The sequence below is a fragment of the Phaeovulum sp. genome, from assembly GCF_047638075.1.
Classification (GTDB): Bacteria; Pseudomonadota; Alphaproteobacteria; order Rhodobacterales; family Rhodobacteraceae; genus UBA6197.
This window is the reverse complement of sequence record NZ_JBLJBV010000094.1, coordinates 1-16,182: the sequence shown is the minus strand read 5'-3', so window position 1 is coordinate 16,182 and position 16,182 is coordinate 1. Positions and strand designations below refer to the sequence as shown.

The following is a 16,182-nucleotide window of genomic DNA, read 5'->3' as shown; positions in this document are numbered from 1 at the left end:
CGCAGCGAGATCATCCCGCCGCTCCCGTGGTCTATTTTTGCACCGCCGCTTACAAACGCCGTTGCGATGTCACTGTGCGTCAAGCCAATGCTTCCGCCTGTTTGATCTAGGGCGGGTTACCGACCGAAGGCACGCTCGCCCCCTCTCGGGCGATTGCAGCACAATGCCCTGCCGGGCAACGGATCACTTGCCGCAATCTCGCCAGTCTCAGATTTAAGCCCGCGGTTACCGTTGAACTCGACCGCTCAACACTGGCAACATGGTGCGGCAAAGTCAGCTTCCACCTTGCCCCAGTTGTCGACCACATGCTGGCCCACCTCAAGCGATCAACTCAGCTTTTTATGGACGAGACACACGCCCCGGTGCTTGACCCGGGGGCTGGTAAAACCAAAACGCGCTATCTCTGGCCTCTGACCCGCGGTGACCGTGGCTGGGGCGGTGAAGATCCTCCCGCCGTTGTCTTCACCTATGTTCCTGGGCGCAGTGGCACCTATGCAATGAATATCCTGCAGGGCTTTGAGGGCATCCTTCGGGTCGATGGTTATGCCGGATATGACGCTTTCGCCGAACCGCGCCGTGTGGTGGGGCACCTTCGACGCTGGCTTACTGCCAGGCATATTCACGGCGCAAACTGCATGGCATCGACCAAGAGGATGGCTCTGAGATTGCTGCCGAAGGCCTGCGCCCCATCGCCTATCTTTAATCGCCCATCTTTACAAGATGGAGGCCAGCATTCGCGGTCATACGCCCAAAGAGCGTCTTGCCACGCGCCAAGCGCAATCTGCCCCGGTGATCCAACTTCTGCCCTTGGCTGACCCATCAGCGCAGCCGAATATCAACCAAATCCCGCCTTGGCGAAAAGCTCGGATAAAGCCACCCCCACCGGGACGGGCTGCTGGTATTCCTGACTGACGGCCGCGTCGAGATGGACACCCATCCGGTAGAAAGCACCATCCGGCCAATCACGCTCAATCGCAAGAATGCCCTCTTCGCCCCCTCTCGGGATTTTGGCCTTGCCAAAACCCTGCCGGGCAACGGGTCATGATGAAGGGGGCCAAACTTGGGACCGCATCGCCTCACTGATTGAAACCTGCAAGATGAACCGCAGCGATCCATACGCCTATCTGCGCCAAACCCTTGAAGCCATTTCCAATGGTCATCCCAAGGCACAGATCGAGAATTTCATGCCATCGGCCTTCGGCAAAACGTCAAGCCGCTAAGCCCACGGCCCGGTCGCAGCACTTGCAATCGAATTTATCTGCGATGTGCCGGGCTCTTCAGACCGTTCTTTCGAAGGGGCATGGGCTAACGTGGACTGCAACGCCCGGGCAATCTCCAGGACCACACGATACTGGCTTTCCTGTGCAATGCGAAAATCTTCGCCGTCGATGGTTTCATCCGGTGCCTCGGTGATTAGAGCCACGGGATAGGGCTCTGACTCTGTCTCGGTTGTGGAATGGGGGATACAGCCTCTTGCGACCTCAAAATCCGGTGTCGGGTTCGCGGCCAGATAACGCCGCATCATCATCGCGTTCTGCCGCATCTGTTCAGGATGACCTGCAATCGCCGTGATTGCGGCCTCCACCACCAGCTTTGCCAGGTCGCCCCAACCGGGGTGGTGGCGGCAGATCAGAAAGAACCCTTTCGGCAGCGTCCATCGCGCAAATCCGCGGGGGACGTAGCCTGAAAGCGGGCGGGTCCATTCATGTGACGGATAGCCGTGCAGGTTGACATGCACATCGGCGGGCAGTCTTTCACGCGCCATTTGCCGGATACGGGATTCATACCCGGTCGCGAATGACAGATCGTTGCCGCCAGCGGTGTAACGTGCGGCGTGGTGCATGTAGGATTCGTTGTCCCGGCATAACCTGCGAAACAGCGCATAGCCATCCGGGTTTTCCATCGGGCAGAGGGTAAAGCCCACCTTCATGTCGCGCAATTCATAGCCAGCGCGCAACGCCCCGACAACGGGTGAGGTTTCATTGGAATGTTGCCCCGAGCTGATCGCCAGTTGCACCGGCGCCTCTGGGTTCACCACGATCCCCGCGACCGGTCGGCCCTGACGCGAGGTCGTCTCAAACCGGGTTCCACCAATTTCGTCCAGATGCCCGTCAATCTGACGTGGTGTCAGCCAATGTGTGGCGTCATGCAGGACCGGAACGCCGCCCAGATCATGATCTTTTGACAGATCCGCCTTGGCCAACCACATCTTCAGGCTTGGCTTTTCACCGATGCGGATCAATGGCACGACTTGACCGTGCTGCAAATCGCGCGCGCCCTGTTCCAGCCCCAGACACGCCTGAAACACCTCGATTGCAGCAAAATACACATCCTCATGCAGCGCTTCGGCAAGCGAGATGCGTTCTTTGCCAACCGGTAGGGGCAGGTCTTGGAACGGGGCGGTCACATCGACGATCAACTGATCAAATATCGGGCGTCTGTCGGTAATTTCGATCTGGTTCATGGCACCGGTGACGTCGCGGAATATTTTCTCGTAGTCGGTTTCCAGCGGGGCGGATTGATCGCCTCGCCGCATCCAGCCACAGGCGGCAAAACAATTGCTGCCATCACCAAGCGTGACTTGCCGCACCGGAACCGGGACGATCACCGATGGCAAGCCCTCGCGCTCGATCCGGTAGTGCGGCATGCTGTCGCCGGGCTGTGACGCGGGTTGAAACTCTATTCTGGTCTGGCACATCTCGCCAAGCGGATAACACTCAAGCCGAAAGCGGAGCGGCTCATCCCCCGGCAAGACCGGATAGTGGATGACCGCCTTGGCGACACCGCGCAAGAGATCGCGTTCAAGCACGTCATGCAGCAGGGTCTTGTAGGCAGATCGCACGGGGAACCCGCGCGCCTGTTCAAGACGCTGGCGCGCTGCAATACCCTCAAAAAGCCAGACCTCACTGCAATCTGCCGGCAGGTTGTAAAGGGTGCGGTCATAGGTTTTTTCAATAAGAGGTGTCATGTCGTCTGCCCCAGTGGATCCAGTCGGTCACGCAGCCAATCGCCCAGCAAATTCAGCCCCAGTACTGTCAGCATGATTGCCACGCCGGGAAAGATACTGGTCCAGGGTGCCGTCTGGATATAGTTTCGCCCTTCCGCCAACATGCCGCCCCAACTGGGGGTCAGCGGATCGATGCCAAGACCCAAAAAGGTCAGGCTGCTTTCCAAAAGAATGTTGTTGGCGACATTCAACGTTGCCAGAATGACCAGCGGTCCCATCGCGTTGGGCAGAATATGGCTGAAGATGATTTTGACATCGCTCAGGCCATAGGCCTGCGCCGCCTGCACATATTCGGCATTTCTAAGCGACAGCACAGAGCCGCGGATCAATCTGGCGTATTGAACCCATTGCGCCACGATCATCAGGATAATCACGCGGTCCAGCCCCGGCCCGATGATCGCAATCACCGTAATCGCCAAAAGAATGAATGGCAGCGCCAGTTGCACATCCGCAAAACGCATCAGGAACACATCAAGCCAGCCACGGTAATAGCCGGCATAAAGGCCGGCCACCGTGCCAATGATTACCGCCCCAAGGGCCGAAAGGATGCCAACGGTAAAAGACACCCGCCCCCCAATGACCACCCGCGCCAACACATCGCGGCCCAAAGGATCAGTGCCCAGAATGTGCCCCGGCTGCGTCATCGGCGGCGTCAAGCGCGCCGCAAGGTCCATCGACTTGCCGCCATCAGGAAATAGCCAAGGCGAAAAAAGCACCGCCCCGCCAATGACCACGATCAGAATGACGCCCGCAATGAATTCAAAACTCTTCATGCCACGCATTGCCTTACTCCAATCTGATCCGGGGATCGAGCAGCGCATAGGTCATGTCCACCACCAGATTGACCAAAACGATCATGATCGCGAGGACCGAGATCACGGCTTGCAGGATCGGATAATCACGCTGTGAAATTGCGTCGATCGCCAATGTCCCCATTCCGGGCCAGCCAAAGACCAGTTCCACGACCACGATGCCCCCCATCAACCCGCCAAATTGCAGACCAAGATAGGTGACCAGCGCGATAGAGCTGTTGCGCAAGGCATGTTTGTAGATCACCGTGCGCTCTGACAGGCCCTTGGCGCGGGCGACCATGATATATTGCGCGGACATGACCTCCAGCATGGTGGTGCGCACGATCCGCAGGTTGGTGGCTGTCAGAATGATACCGATGGTCGTTGCGGGCATGATAATGGACTGCCAGCCGATATATCCCGACGGCGCAAGCCAACGCAGCGACACCGAAAACAGCAGCACCATCATAATACCCAGCCAGAAATTCGGGAATGACAGCCCCACCAGCGACACCACCCGGATTATCTGATCCGCGAAAGAGCCGCGGCGCGTGGCTGCGTAAATACCCAAAGGCACCGAAATCATGATTGATATCAACAGAGAGGTTCCCGCCAGCAGCAATGTCGCCGGCAAAGCCCGCGCAACCAGCGGGCCTACCGGGCCACGAAAGAAACTGGTGCCCATATCGCCGGAAAGAAGGCCCGACATATAGCTCCAATATTGCACATAGAACGGTTGATTGAGGCCAAGTGCCTCGCGGATCCGTTCCAGATCTTCGGCAGTCGCGTTGGCCGACTGGCTTAGCATCATCACGGCCGGATCGCCCGTCAGCCGGATCGTGAAGCTGACAAACAGCGTCACGATGAACATGACCAGCAGCGCTTGCAGCACACGTTTGAGGATATAGGACAGGAAGGGCAAGGTTTGGCTCCGATGCGCGGGCCCCGCCCTGAACGGGCGAGGCCGGGGCTTTGATTATTCGGTCACGCTGGTCGTTACATAGCGCATGCGAGTATCAGGTGCGGGAACGAAATTCTGAACGCGGTTGGAAACTGCATAAACCTGATCTTCGTTATAGAGCGGGATGTGATAAGCCTGATCATGGGCCAGTCTGGCCACCTCTTTCAGGATCGCCTCACGCTCCGCCGGATCAGAGCTTTTGCGTTGCTTTTCCAGCATGGCATCCATCTCGGCCGAGGTGCCATAGGGGTTCCACTTTTCACCGGTATGATAGGCCAGATAGGCGGTGTTGTCGAAATCAAAGGTCCAACCACCCCAGGAAAACTGGTACATCTCATCCGTACGGCCCTGCGGCACGATCTCATTCAGAAAGACCGCGTCTTCGATCGGCTTCACCCCAACGTCCAGACCGACATTTGCAAAAAAGCCCGACATGGCCTGAACCACTTCGGCAAAAGTGGAGTTGTTGGCACGGTAGTCGATTGTCATCTTGGTCCCCGGTGCCACGCCAGCCTCTTTCAACAGCGCCTTGGCCCCCTCGGGATCATAAGGATAGCCAGCAAGATCGGGATCATAACCAAAGGAAAGCTTGCCTTGAAGCGACGCAATCGGTGATCCGCGCCCGCCAAGAAACGCGTCAATCAGTGCCTGTTTGTCCACCGCCATATTCAGCGCCTTGCGCACCCGCACATCAGCCGTGACAAGATCCTTGGTCCGCAAGTCCAGCGAATAGATCGTCGGGCCGGGCACGGAGACAATCTTGGCATTGTCTGAGGCTTCGACTGTGGGAATGGCGCTTGACGCGATGTTGTGCAGCACATCCACACCGCCCGATTGCAACTCTGCCATGCGGGTCGCATCTTCACGGATGAAGCGGTAAATCAACTTGTCCAGCTTGGGCGCGCCTTCAAAGTAATCGGGGTTTGCATCCAGAACGATCTTTTCGCCCTGAACATAGCTTTCAAACTTGAATGGCCCCGTGCCAACGGGTTTCAGGTCGAAATTCTCTTGCCCGTTTTCCTCGATATATTTTGGCGGCACGATCATCGCACCATAGCCCGAAAGTTTGGTCAGCATCACCGGGTCTGACTCGTTCATCACAAGATCGACGGTCTTTTCGTCAATCACCTCTACCGACTTGATGCTGGTATAGTTGGAGCGTTGCGGGCCCTTTGCCCCCTCATCCCCCAAAAGCCGGTCGAAGGTATATTTGACCGCATCGGCGTTGAAGGGCTCTCCGTTATGGAATTTTACGCCCTCGCGCAGATGAAAGCGCAAGCGCATGCCATCTTCCAGAACCTCCCAACTGCTCGCAAGACCCGGTTGCAGTTTCAGGTTTTCGTCCCGGCGCACAAGCCCATCGAAAATACTGCCACCGGGTGATGACCAGGCCACCAGGAATGTATCCACAGGATCCCAGGAACCGGGGTCTTGTCGTTGCGCAACGGTCAAGGTACCCCCTGCAAAAGCTGGAACGCCAATCAGCATTGCTGCGCTCAACGCCGCAGAAATCAGGGCTTTTGAAAGTTTCATGTCGTTCTCCTGAACTGTTGATCGAAGCTGTCGTGATTTGCCGCAAGCAGATGCCCGGCCTCAATTTCCAAGAAGTCATGGTGAGAAGGCGGATTACTGATGCTGCGGATGGGCGTGGGGATATCGTCTATCATATCGGGTCGGACCAGCTTTTGATCCGGGTCCATCACCGGGACCGCGGCAAGCAGGCGGCGGGTATAAGGGTGTTGCGGGTTCTCAAAAATCTGGCGGCGGGTGCCAAGCTCTACGATCTGCCCCAGATACATGACCGCAACCCGGTGGCTGATGCGCTCAACCACGGCCATGTCATGGCTGATGAACAGATAGGCAAGGCCACGCGACGCCTGCAAATCCATCAACAGGTTGATCACCTGCGCCTGAACAGACACATCCAGCGCCGAAACCGCCTCATCCGCAATGATAAGTTCCGGCGCACAGGCCAGCGCCCGTGCGATGCAAAGACGCTGACGCTGCCCCCCCGAAAACTCATGCGGGTAGCGGGTGGCAAAATTTGCCGGCAAATCGACCGACTCCAGCAGCTCCGCCACCTGGCGATTTGCGTCGCTCAACAAGCCATGCACACGCATCGGTTCGGTCAAGCTTTGGCTAACGGTCTTGCGGGGGTTCAACGATCCGTAAGGATCCTGGAAAACGTACTGAATTTCCTTTTTGAACCTTTTTCGTTCCGCCGCATCCAAGGCAAGCATATCGGTACCGCGAAACAGGATGCGGCCCGTAACCGGCGCGACCAGTTGCTGCAAGGTCTTGCCAACGGTTGATTTTCCCGACCCCGATTCACCTACCAAGGCGAGGGTCTCGCCGGGGTGAATATCAAAACTGATGTTTTCTGCCGCGTGAACCCGATGCGTCACCCGGCCCAAAAAGCCCGAAGTGATGTCATACCGCGTTGTCACCCCTTCCAGCCGAACCAGAGATTCCCCCGCCCGGGCTGCTAGATGATCCCCGCCCGAAGGCTCTCCGGGAAGGTCAAACTTTGCCGGCAGGTCGCGGCCAATCATCGACCCCGCCTTGGGAACAGCCGCCATCAACTGTCGCGTATAATCGGCCGAGGGTGAAAGGATGACGTCGCGGGCTGTCCCGTCTTCGACCTTCTCGCCTGATTTCATCACAACGATCTGATCGGCCATCTCAGAAACAACGCCCATATCATGGCTGATAAAGATGACAGAGGTGCCAAATTCTGCCTGCATGTCGCGGATGATCTGAAGGATTTGCGCCTGAATGGTTACATCAAGCGCCGTCGTCGGTTCATCCGCGATCAAAAGATCGGGCTGGCAGGCCACCGCAATCGCGATCATCACCCGCTGGCGCATCCCCCCAGAAAGTTGGTGCGGATAGCGCCGTAACTGGTCTTTTGCATTGGGCAGGCGCACCAGGTCCAACAGGCGCGCCGCCTCTGTCCGAACGGCCTGCCCCCGCAGTCCGCGGTGCAGTCGCAGCGATTCAGCTATCTGGTCGCCAATCGTAAACACAGGGTCAAGCGAGGTCATCGGTTCCTGAAATATCATGGCGATGCGATTGCCGCGCAAGCGCCGCATCTCTTCGCTGCTCAGGGCCCGTAAATCCTGCCCGTCAAACTCTATCGAGCCGGACAGAACCTGACCGCCGACATGTTTCAGCAACCCCATCACCGCAAGCGAACTGACCGACTTGCCAGAGCCGGACTCTCCGACGATCGCAAGGGTCTGGTTGCGGGGCACCAGAAAGGACAGGTCTTTTACAACAGGATTCTGCCCGAAAGAGAGGCAAAGGTCTTTGACGACCAATAGTGGGGCGCTTGTCTGTTGCATAATTGTCCGTCGTCAGGGTTCTTTTACCCAAAGGCCGCCTAATTCAGGCGCGCATTCGGCGCATCTTGTTGATTGCATTATGCGGCGCGCAGGCTGTTATGCAAGTGGCGCGTTTCTTATGCCTCTTGCTCCCTTTGAAACCAAAGGTTCAGTCGCTTTCATCACACCCGTTGAAAGAATTTCAATCTTTCATGCATCGGGCTACAAGCGAGAAAGCAAAGACTATCAACCCCAAGGGCCCCCGTTATGAACGCAGGACGACTTGGGGGGCAGGTCACGCGCCGCCTCAACTTCACCCTCGGCAATCATGAAAAAACCAATATGCCCTGTGTTTCGCCCCGCAGCGGCCTATCTGTCGTCGTCCGACCACCGTGCATTTGCGGCAAAACTTTACGACCACCTGAAAGGATTCTCATTTGGACCTCTTTCCCGATTGGCATTTCGTGGCCGACACCGTGATGGGCGGTGCCTCGAACGGCGCTGTCACGCGCACCGAAATTGACGGCCGCAGCGCCGCACGCCTGACCGGATCGGTGTCACTGGAAAACAACGGCGGGTTCATCCAGATGGCCGCCGACCTTGGCGACGGAGGCGAGGTTTTCGACGCAAGCGGATGGACCGGGTTGGAACTGGATGTCAGGGGCAACGGCGAGACCTATGATCTGCGCCTGCGCACCGATCAGTTGACCCGTCCCTGGCAGTCCTTTCGTGCGGGGTTTGTGGCTTTGTCAGGCTGGCGCAGCCTGCGGTTCCCCTTCTCTGCCTTTGATCCCAACAAGACGGAGGCGGCCTTTGACCCCGGCCGCCTCCGCCGGATCGGCGTCCTCGCCGTGGGGCGCGCGTTCGAGGTCGATGTATCGGTGGCCGGACTGCGCCTTTACGGCGCGCGTAGCGCTGCGGGCGTTCAGCCGTCATGAACGATCGACCACCCCGCGCCACCCCCGTGCCTTTTGGCCGCATGTCCCGGCTGACGCGGTTGGGCTCAATGACGGCCGGGGTGGCGGGCAACATGGCGATCAACAGCCTGACGCAACTGGGGCGCGGCCAACGCCCCAAGATGCGCGATCTGCTTTTGACCCCGGGCAATATCGGGCGGATCACCGAACAGCTGGCCCGGATGCGTGGTGCGGCGATGAAGATCGGTCAGTTGATCTCGATGGACGGCGGCGAGGTGCTGCCGCCCGAACTGGCCGGGATCATGGCGCGGCTGCGCGCCGACGCCCATATCATGCCGGCGGCACAGTTGAAAAAAATGCTCGACACGAACTGGCCGGGCGGCTGGCTGCGCGCCTTTGAGCGGTTCGATGTTCACCCCGTCGCCGCGGCCTCCATCGGGCAGGTCCATCGCGCGCGCCTGAAAGACGGGCAAGAGCTTGCGATCAAGGTGCAATACCCGGGCGTTGCACAAAGCATCGACAGCGATGTGGCAAATGTCGGGGCTTTGATCCGCATGTCAGGCCTGTTGCCAGCCGGTTTCGACCTTGCGCCCTACCTTTCCGAAGGTCGCAGGCAATTGCACGAGGAAACGGACTACCTTCGCGAAGGCCAGCACCTGCAACAGTTCCGCACCCTGCTGGCCGCGGATCACCGGTTTGAGCTGCCCCAGTTGGTCGAGACTTGGACGACCCCCGCGATCCTGGCGATGACCTTCGCACAGGGCCACCCGATCGAGGATCTCCGCACCGCACCGCAGGATCAGCGCGACACCGTCGCCTGCCGTCTGATCGACTTGCTGCTGCGCGAATTATTCTGTTTCGGAAAGATGCAGACCGATCCGAACTTTGCCAATTATCTATACAACCCTGCCAGCCAACGCATTGTCTTGCTTGATTTCGGCGCGACCCGGCGCATTGATCCGCAGGTATCTGACCTTTACCGCCGCCTGCTTCGGGCCGGGCTGTCGCAGGATGCCAAGACCCTGCGTGCCGTGGCGCATGATCTGGGGTTTGTCGGCGCTGCGACGCGCGCCGAGCATGGCGACCGGATAGTGCGGATGATGCAGATGATCTTTGATGAGATAAGCGGGCGACCACTCTTCGACTTTGCGGCCACTGACCTGAACCGGCGGATGCAGGCCGAAGGAACTGCGCTGGCAAAGGACGGATTTGTCCCGCCGCCGCTGCCGATTGACGTGCTTTATCTGCAACGCAAAATCGGCGGGATGTTCCTGTTGGCCAGGCGGCTGGGCGCGCGTCTGCCCCTTCGGGACATGCTGTTGTCAGGGCTTTGCAATGGCCCTGAAGGATAGGGACGGGTCAGTCAGATCACCTTGTGCAGATCCGCACCCCGTCGTTCCGGTCGGCAGCGGTCGAAACAATACCTGACGTCGTTCCAGACCGCCTGCCATGAACGCGAGGATCACCGCAGCCCAATAAAGGTCTCCCTCAAGGAATTTCACGCGCAAATCCGGCGTTTGGACCAAGGCGGCCAGGATCGCAAAACCCCAAAACGGGATCGACCCCGCAAGGCCCGGAAAAATGCCGCTTTTCCGGGTTATCGGGGTGCTGCGTTCGATGTCGCGGCGCTGTTGTTCAAAGACGTTCGACATGGCACTCACCTAGCTGACACATCCCTTTGACGCGGGTGACGGTGGTTCGGAGCACGGAAAGCCGGCGAAAGACCGGGCCATTGTCAACCCTCCGCCCTCTGCAACAATAATGCGATCAGGATTTTCAAATCAACGCCCCGTCAATTTCGCCCGGCCGCCTCGTCAAAGGCGCAGATAACCTTAAGTAGGTCAGCAAAGGAGACGGAAATGCTGCTAGAATGTGACGCGGTCAAAAAAGCCTTTGACGACGCAGGGACCCGCGTGCCGGTTCTGCGCGGTGTCAGCTTTGGACTAAAGGCCGGGGATACGCTGGCCCTGACTGGTGAGTCTGGCAGCGGCAAAAGCACGCTTTTGCACATCGCCGCCGGGTTGGAGCCAGCCGATGCCGGCAGCGTCCGGTTTCTCGGCAGGGCCATCGAGGATCTTGATGACAGAGCCCGCGCCAAAATGCGGCGCTGTGATATTGCGCTTGTCTTTCAGCAGTTCAACCTGATCCCCTCGCTGAGTGTCGCGGCAAACATCACCTTCCACGCGCGCCTCGCGGAGCGGCTTGATCCTGACCTGACCGACACAATCATTGCGGCTTTCGGGCTTGGGGATCAGCTCGAAAAATACCCCGAGGCGCTGTCGGGTGGGCAACAGCAGCGGGTGGCAATCGCCCGCGCGCTGGCCGCCCGCCCAAAGTTGCTGCTCGCTGACGAGCCGACGGGCAATCTTGACGAGGAAACCGCAGACAGGGTCATGGCGCAGATGCTGACGCTGGTGGATCAGACCGGCGCGGGCCTCATTGTCGTGTCACACTCGGAAAAAGTGGCCGCCGGCATGGCCCGGCGCCTGCATCTTAGCGGCGGTCGGTTGGCGTGATCCGTGCCTGCCTGTCCGCGCTTATGTCGCATTGGGGTCGCAACCGGCTGCAACTCTTTGCGGCCGTCGCCGGTCTGGCGCTGGCAACCGCGCTGTGGTCCGGTGTGCAGGCGATCAACGGCGAGGCGCGGGCCAGCTACGACGCCGCTGCCGCCACGCTTGGTGAGGGGCAATATGACCAACTTTTACCCCGAACGGGCGGCACGATCACGCTTGAGACCTATATCGCGCTGCGCCGTGCCGGGTGGCTGGTCACGCCAATCGTCGAGGCGCACCTGGCTGGTGTCAGGCTTATCGGCTTTGATCCGGTGACCGCGCCCGTCGGGTTCGGCGGAGTGGAGGCCACCGATAGGCTAAGCCCCACTGCGGGCGCGGGCGCACGGCTTTTTGCCCGCTCTGATACGGCAAAGCGCCTTGCAGATCGCGCCACAATAATCATTTCGCCGCAGGTCGCACCGGGTGTGGCCGTGGGCGATATTGGCGCGGTGCTGCGCCTTTCGGGCAGCGATGGCCTGTCGCGTCTGCTTGTTCTGCCAGATCAGCCGCGCGGCAGGCCCACCTTGGAAAAGGCCGCGCCCTCGCTGCGCCTGCAATCCGCGCAACAGACCGCCGACATCGCGCAACTGACCGACAGCTTTCACCTTAACCTGACCGCCTTTGGCCTGCTCAGTTTCGTTGTCGGGCTGTTTATCGTCCACAGCACCATCGGCCTTGCCTTCGAGCAAAGACGCGGAGTCGTGCGCACGCTGCGTGCCCTTGGGGTGCCACTGCGGCTTATCATCGTGTCAATCTCGGCCGAGATGCTGGCCCTTGCCCTGATCGGCGGCACAATCGGCGTTGCCATGGGATACGCGCTGGCTGCCATGCTGCTGCCGGATGTCGCCGCCACTCTTCGTGGGCTTTATGGCGCACAGGTATCGGGCACGCTCTCGCTTCGGGTCGACTGGTGGGTGTCGAGCATGGCACTGGCGGTGATCGGCATGGTCGGCGCGTTGACGCAAAGGCTTTGGCAAATCGCCGCGATGCCAATTCTTGCAAGTGCCCACGCCCGGGCCTGGGCCATGTCAGGCGCTGCGCATTTGCGCCGCCAGGGCTACGCGGCGGCGGTCCTTTTGCTGTGTGCAGGCGGGCTGGCCGTTTTTGCCGAAGGGCTATACGCGGCCTTCGCGCTTTTGGGGTGCATGTTGGTCGGTGCGGCTCTGGCCTTACCGGTCCTGCTGGGCCGCGCTTTGACGCTGATCGAGGCGCGCAGCAAGCGGCCCATTTGGGCGTGGTTCTGGGCCGACACCCGCCAGCAACTCTCGGGTCTTAGTCTTGCGCTTATGGCGCTTTTGCTGGCCATTGCGGCAAACATCGGCGTGTCGACCATGGTCTCCAGCTTCCGCCTTACTTTTGAGGCGTTCCTGGATCAGCGCCTTGCACCAGAGCTTTATATCGCAGTCGAAGACAGTGCCCAAAGTGCTGCCCTTGATACCTTTCTTACCGATGCGGGCTTTGAAACCCTGCCGCTTTATTCCACACCTTCAGTGGTGGCGGACATGCCTGTTTCGGTTTTTGGCATCCGTGTCGGCCCGACCTACCGCGACAGCTGGCATTTTCTGGCCAGCGGGCCCGCACCGTGGACCGCGGTGGCCGCAGGCAAGGCAGTTCTGGTCAATGAACAATTCGCCCGCCACGCCAACCTCTGGCCGGGTGATACGGTCGCGCTTGGCCCGGACCAAACCTTGACCATTGCCGGCGTCGTCGGGGATTACGGCAACCCCAAAGGGCAAATCATTCTGGCAGAGCCGCAATTCAAGGCGCACTATCCCAAAACCCCTGCCCTGCGATACGGGGTCCGCACCGACGATCCGGATGCCCTGCGCGCGCGTATCACCGAGATGCTGGCCATTCCGGAAAACGCCATGATTGATCAGGCCGCGCTGAAACGCGCGTCGCGCGAGGTGTTTGAGCGAACGTTTCTGGTGACCGGTGCGCTCAACGTTCTCACACTCGGCGTGGCGGGCTTTGCCATCCTGATGAGTCTGCTGACGCTTGCTGACTTGCGCGTGCCGCAGCTGGCGCCGGTTTGGGCGCTGGGGCTTACGCGGCGGCACCTTGGCTGGATGGAGCTGGCACGCGCGGTGGCGCTGGCGCTTGGTGTCTACCTTGCTGCATTGCCGCTTGGCCTTGCGCTTGCATGGGTGCTGTTGTCGGTCGTCAACGTCGCGGCCTTTGGCTGGAAGCTGCCCATGTTCCTCTTTCCGCTCGATTATGTGCGGCTTGGCCTTTACGCCCTTGTCGCCGCTACACTTGCGACCGCTTGGCCAAGCCTGCGGCTGATGCGCCTGCCGCCTGCGCAACTGCTGAAGGTTTTTTCCCATGAACGCTAAAGCGCTGATCCTTGCCCTCTTGCTGCCCACACCAATACTGGCCCAGGGCTTTGCCGGGCTTGGCGCCGATGCCGACGGGTTTGCCATCCCGCAACCCGACCCGGCGTTCACCTTCCCCCGCGATCACGGACCCCACCCCGACTACCGCATCGAATGGTGGTATCTGACAGCTAACCTTAATGGCCCCGACGGCACCCCCTACGGGCTGCAATGGACACTGTTTCGCACCGCGCTTGCCCCCGGCGAGGCGCCCGGTTGGTCCAGCCCACAGATCTGGTTTGCCCACGCCGCCGTCACCACGCCCGACGCGCATTTCGCCACCGAGCGCTTTGCGCGTGGCGGAATCGGACAGGCCGGCGTGGACCCCGCGCCGTTCCGGGCCTGGATTGATGACTGGTCGCTTGAAGGCCCGGATTTCGACAGTCTCAGCGTGACCGCCACCGGCCCCGAATTCGCCTACACCATGGATCTTGACGCCCAGGGCCCGCTGGTCTTTCACGGAGACGGCGGGTTTTCGGTGAAATCTGCCCTTGGGCAGGCAAGCTACTATTATTCGCAACCCTTCTATGCCGTCGAAGGCACGTTGCAGTTACCAGACAAGGCCATCACGGTCAGCGGCAAGGCGTGGCTGGACCGCGAATGGTCATCCCAGCCATTGGCCGAGACGCAATCAGGCTGGGACTGGTTTTCGCTGTCCTTCGACGGCGGCGCCAAGCTGATGGGGTTTCGCCTGCGCCAAAGCGACGGGACATTCTTCACCTCTGCCACATGGATCGACGCCACCGGCACGACTGAAACCTACCCCAACGGTGCTTTCACAGCCGAACCCCGTGAAACAGCGCCGGTTGCCGGCCGTGACGTGCCGGTAACCTGGCAGGTGCAACTGCCACAGCACGGGGTGGACGTCACCGTGCGCGCGCTCAATCCCAATGCCTGGATGGACCTCTCGATTCCCTATTGGGAGGGTCCGGTGACCGTTTCAGGCAGCCACGACGGCGCCGGCTATCTTGAGATGACCGGTTATGACTGACCCCCCGCCCTTGTGATCAGCACCGTTTCGGCGCGGCGCGGTCCGTGCCGTAGCCAGCGCTGAGAGACAGGGCAACACGCACACAGACAACCGCGATCATCCAGGCCCGTAAAAACGGGCAAACGTTAAGGCAAAGACTTCGCGGCAGCGATCGCGCAAAACGAACCCCCGCGCACTACCCGGCACCAAGACTGCGCACTCCATAAACGCTGGACGCGGGACCATGTCCGAGACCGCATTGCCGCAAAGAGGCCTTAACCAAGGGCTTTTGGCGCGTGTATCGCCGCCAAAACCTGGACCCTCAAGATCCAGATTCGCACCGCGCGGATAATCCGCTTCCCGGCCCTCGGAACGACACAGACCGTGCGCACCGCCTAAGACCATCGGGAAAGGGGGCATCACGCCTGCGCCGTCTAGAGCGGAAAGGCGCCTTTGCAGAGCCCTTGCAGCCTAGCCGAAATGAGGGTTACCGAACTGCCAACCTCACCTTCCCAGTCAAGGTATTAGCGGATAGTTCAACCCAAAAATGCGGGATGGTGGAGCAGAGGGGGATCGAACCCCTGACCTCGTCATTGCGAACGACGCGCTCTCCCAACTGAGCTACTGCCCCAAACCGTATCGGTGTTTCGCGCAAGATCGCACGATTGTCAAGCTAGGCAACCCCTGATGTCCGCCATCAGCGCCCATGGAACAGTTTAGCGTGATTGCGCAGCTAAGGGTTTGTGGCTCATCTTTACCCCAGATGAAGTTGAAGATGATGAAGAAACCAGTGACAGGTAGGGCCCCTGCTGAGCAGATTGTGAAGGACATCCGGCGCGCGACGCGCAAGCTGCATTCGTCGGAGGAGAAGATCCGGATTGTGCTGTCCGGCATTCGTGGCGAAGACAGCATAGCTGAGCTTTGCCGCAAGGAAGGTATAGCGCAGAGCCTGTATTACAGCTGGTCCAAGGAGTTCCTTGGTGAGGCACGAGCCGCCACCGGTTCGAGGCCGTGCCGAACGGCAAGAAGCGTCTGGCCGGTGACACCGCCCGGCAGGCGAACACCGGCGAAGTGAAGGGTCTGCGCGCCGAGGCTTTGGCGCTGAAAGAGTTGGTGGCAGATCTCAGCTTGGAAAACCGGCTGCTTAAAAAAAATGAACGGGCCCTCTCGGCGATGAAATCGCCTGCTGGGTAACAGTTGGGGGCGACCAAGAATGAGATACCCAGCCATAGAGAAGCTTGTCTTATGCTGAACCCGGCTCCTACAGTATGAAGGAGCCACTGCCC

The 16,182-nt window shown here is 59.8% G+C and carries 13 protein-coding genes, 1 tRNA gene and 2 pseudogenes; 9 read left to right on the top strand and 7 right to left on the bottom strand.

The features are described 5' to 3' along the window. Positions 1 to 152: 152 nt before the first annotated feature. The 3 genes from ACM62R_RS14015 to ACM62R_RS14005 all read left to right on the top strand — a co-directional run bounded on the left by ACM62R_RS14015 (position 153) and on the right by ACM62R_RS14005 (position 1,220). Positions 153 to 815 (top strand): IS66 family transposase, encoded by a 663-nt coding sequence (locus tag ACM62R_RS14015; RefSeq protein ID WP_415184662.1) that lies wholly within the window; start codon positions 153 to 155, stop codon positions 813 to 815. 110 nt (positions 816 to 925) lie between these two features. Further along, positions 926 to 1,045 carry a hypothetical protein gene (locus tag ACM62R_RS14010; RefSeq protein WP_415184661.1) on the top strand — a complete coding sequence of 40 codons (120 nt, stop codon included), beginning with the start codon at positions 926 to 928 and terminating at the stop codon, positions 1,043 to 1,045. Then, positions 1,008 to 1,220 carry a transposase domain-containing protein gene (locus ACM62R_RS14005; RefSeq protein WP_415184660.1) on the top strand — a complete coding sequence of 71 codons (213 nt, stop codon included), beginning with the start codon at positions 1,008 to 1,010 and terminating at the stop codon, positions 1,218 to 1,220. Before ACM62R_RS14010 ends, ACM62R_RS14005 begins: the two co-directional genes overlap by 38 nt. Here the strand turns inward: ACM62R_RS14005 and ACM62R_RS14000 are convergent. From ACM62R_RS14000 to ACM62R_RS13980, 5 genes are read right to left on the bottom strand one after another with little or no spacing between them, the layout of a single operon-like run. After that, positions 1,217 to 2,968, bottom strand: coding sequence for a peptidase M14 (locus ACM62R_RS14000; RefSeq protein ID WP_415184659.1), 1,752 nt, complete (start codon positions 2,966 to 2,968; stop codon positions 1,217 to 1,219). The genes ACM62R_RS14005 and ACM62R_RS14000 overlap by 4 nt on opposite strands. After that, positions 2,965 to 3,789 carry an ABC transporter permease gene (locus tag ACM62R_RS13995; RefSeq protein WP_415184658.1) on the bottom strand — a complete coding sequence of 275 codons (825 nt, stop codon included), beginning with the start codon at positions 3,787 to 3,789 and terminating at the stop codon, positions 2,965 to 2,967. The genes ACM62R_RS14000 and ACM62R_RS13995 overlap by 4 nt, the downstream gene beginning before the upstream one ends. A gap of 4 nt (positions 3,790 to 3,793) precedes the next feature. Beyond that, positions 3,794 to 4,720, bottom strand: a complete 927-nt coding sequence (locus ACM62R_RS13990) for an ABC transporter permease (RefSeq protein WP_415184657.1) — start codon at positions 4,718 to 4,720, stop codon at positions 3,794 to 3,796. A gap of 54 nt (positions 4,721 to 4,774) precedes the next feature. Then, positions 4,775 to 6,292 carry an ABC transporter substrate-binding protein gene (locus ACM62R_RS13985; RefSeq protein ID WP_415184656.1) on the bottom strand — a complete coding sequence of 506 codons (1,518 nt, stop codon included), beginning with the start codon at positions 6,290 to 6,292 and terminating at the stop codon, positions 4,775 to 4,777. Then, complete coding sequence (locus ACM62R_RS13980; protein ID WP_415184655.1) at positions 6,289 to 8,103, bottom strand: ABC transporter ATP-binding protein; 1,815 nt, start codon at positions 8,101 to 8,103, stop codon at positions 6,289 to 6,291. Before ACM62R_RS13980 ends, ACM62R_RS13985 begins: the two co-directional genes overlap by 4 nt. Positions 8,104 to 8,519: 416 nt before the next feature. Here ACM62R_RS13980 and ACM62R_RS13975 point away from each other — a divergent pair, with 416 nt between their 5' ends. Further along, positions 8,520 to 9,020 (top strand): CIA30 family protein, encoded by a 501-nt coding sequence (locus ACM62R_RS13975; RefSeq protein ID WP_415184654.1) that lies wholly within the window; start codon positions 8,520 to 8,522, stop codon positions 9,018 to 9,020. Between the two features lie 41 nt (positions 9,021 to 9,061). Continuing rightward, positions 9,062 to 10,351: an ABC1 kinase family protein gene (locus ACM62R_RS13970; RefSeq protein ID WP_415184653.1), complete on the top strand. Its 1,290-nt coding sequence runs from the start codon at positions 9,062 to 9,064 to the stop codon at positions 10,349 to 10,351. An 11-nt stretch (positions 10,352 to 10,362) separates the two neighbouring features. Here the strand turns inward: ACM62R_RS13970 and ACM62R_RS13965 are convergent. Continuing rightward, positions 10,363 to 10,431, bottom strand: a pseudogene (locus tag ACM62R_RS13965) (hypothetical protein); the annotation flags it as partial. A gap of 427 nt (positions 10,432 to 10,858) precedes the next feature. On the opposite strand from ACM62R_RS13965, the gene ACM62R_RS13960 reads away from it, so the two are divergent. The 3 genes from ACM62R_RS13960 to ACM62R_RS13950 are packed head-to-tail and all read left to right on the top strand — an operon-like array spanning position 10,859 to position 14,917. Next, entirely contained in the window at positions 10,859 to 11,515 is a 657-nt protein-coding gene (locus tag ACM62R_RS13960) for an ABC transporter ATP-binding protein (protein ID WP_415184652.1), read from the top strand. Between the two features lie 23 nt (positions 11,516 to 11,538). Next, positions 11,539 to 13,887 carry an FtsX-like permease family protein gene (locus ACM62R_RS13955; protein ID WP_415184651.1) on the top strand — a complete coding sequence of 783 codons (2,349 nt, stop codon included), beginning with the start codon at positions 11,539 to 11,541 and terminating at the stop codon, positions 13,885 to 13,887. Then, the gene (locus tag ACM62R_RS13950; protein ID WP_415184650.1) at positions 13,877 to 14,917 is read left to right on the top strand and encodes a lipocalin-like domain-containing protein; all 1,041 of its coding nucleotides are present in this window, start codon (positions 13,877 to 13,879) and stop codon (positions 14,915 to 14,917) included. The genes ACM62R_RS13955 and ACM62R_RS13950 overlap by 11 nt, the downstream gene beginning before the upstream one ends. A 534-nt stretch (positions 14,918 to 15,451) precedes the next feature. Here ACM62R_RS13950 and ACM62R_RS13945 read toward each other — a convergent pair. Next, positions 15,452 to 15,527 (bottom strand) — tRNA-Ala (locus ACM62R_RS13945). A 144-nt stretch (positions 15,528 to 15,671) separates the two neighbouring features. On the opposite strand from ACM62R_RS13945, the pseudogene ACM62R_RS13940 reads away from it, so the two are divergent. Next, a pseudogene (locus ACM62R_RS13940) lies at positions 15,672 to 16,136 on the top strand (transposase); the annotation flags it as partial. Positions 16,137 to 16,182 lie beyond the last annotated feature (46 nt).

What these genes read in the sequence shown, in the direction of transcription:
- ACM62R_RS14010 (WP_415184661.1), top strand. Translation starts at nt 926, where the DNA reads ATGGACACCCATCCGGTAGAAAGCACCATCCGGCCAATCACGCTCAAT.
- ACM62R_RS14000 (WP_415184659.1), bottom strand. Translation starts at nt 2,968, where the DNA reads ATGACACCTCTTATTGAAAAAACCTATGACCGCACCCTTTACAACCTG.
- ACM62R_RS13995 (WP_415184658.1), bottom strand. Translation starts at nt 3,789, where the DNA reads ATGCGTGGCATGAAGAGTTTTGAATTCATTGCGGGCGTCATTCTGATC.
- ACM62R_RS13985 (WP_415184656.1), bottom strand. Translation starts at nt 6,292, where the DNA reads ATGAAACTTTCAAAAGCCCTGATTTCTGCGGCGTTGAGCGCAGCAATG.
- ACM62R_RS13980 (WP_415184655.1), bottom strand. Translation starts at nt 8,103, where the DNA reads ATGCAACAGACAAGCGCCCCACTATTGGTCGTCAAAGACCTTTGCCTC.
- ACM62R_RS13970 (WP_415184653.1), top strand. Translation starts at nt 9,062, where the DNA reads ATGTCCCGGCTGACGCGGTTGGGCTCAATGACGGCCGGGGTGGCGGGC.
- ACM62R_RS13960 (WP_415184652.1), top strand. Translation starts at nt 10,859, where the DNA reads ATGCTGCTAGAATGTGACGCGGTCAAAAAAGCCTTTGACGACGCAGGG.
- ACM62R_RS13955 (WP_415184651.1), top strand. Translation starts at nt 11,539, where the DNA reads ATGTCGCATTGGGGTCGCAACCGGCTGCAACTCTTTGCGGCCGTCGCC.
- ACM62R_RS13950 (WP_415184650.1), top strand. Translation starts at nt 13,877, where the DNA reads ATGAACGCTAAAGCGCTGATCCTTGCCCTCTTGCTGCCCACACCAATA.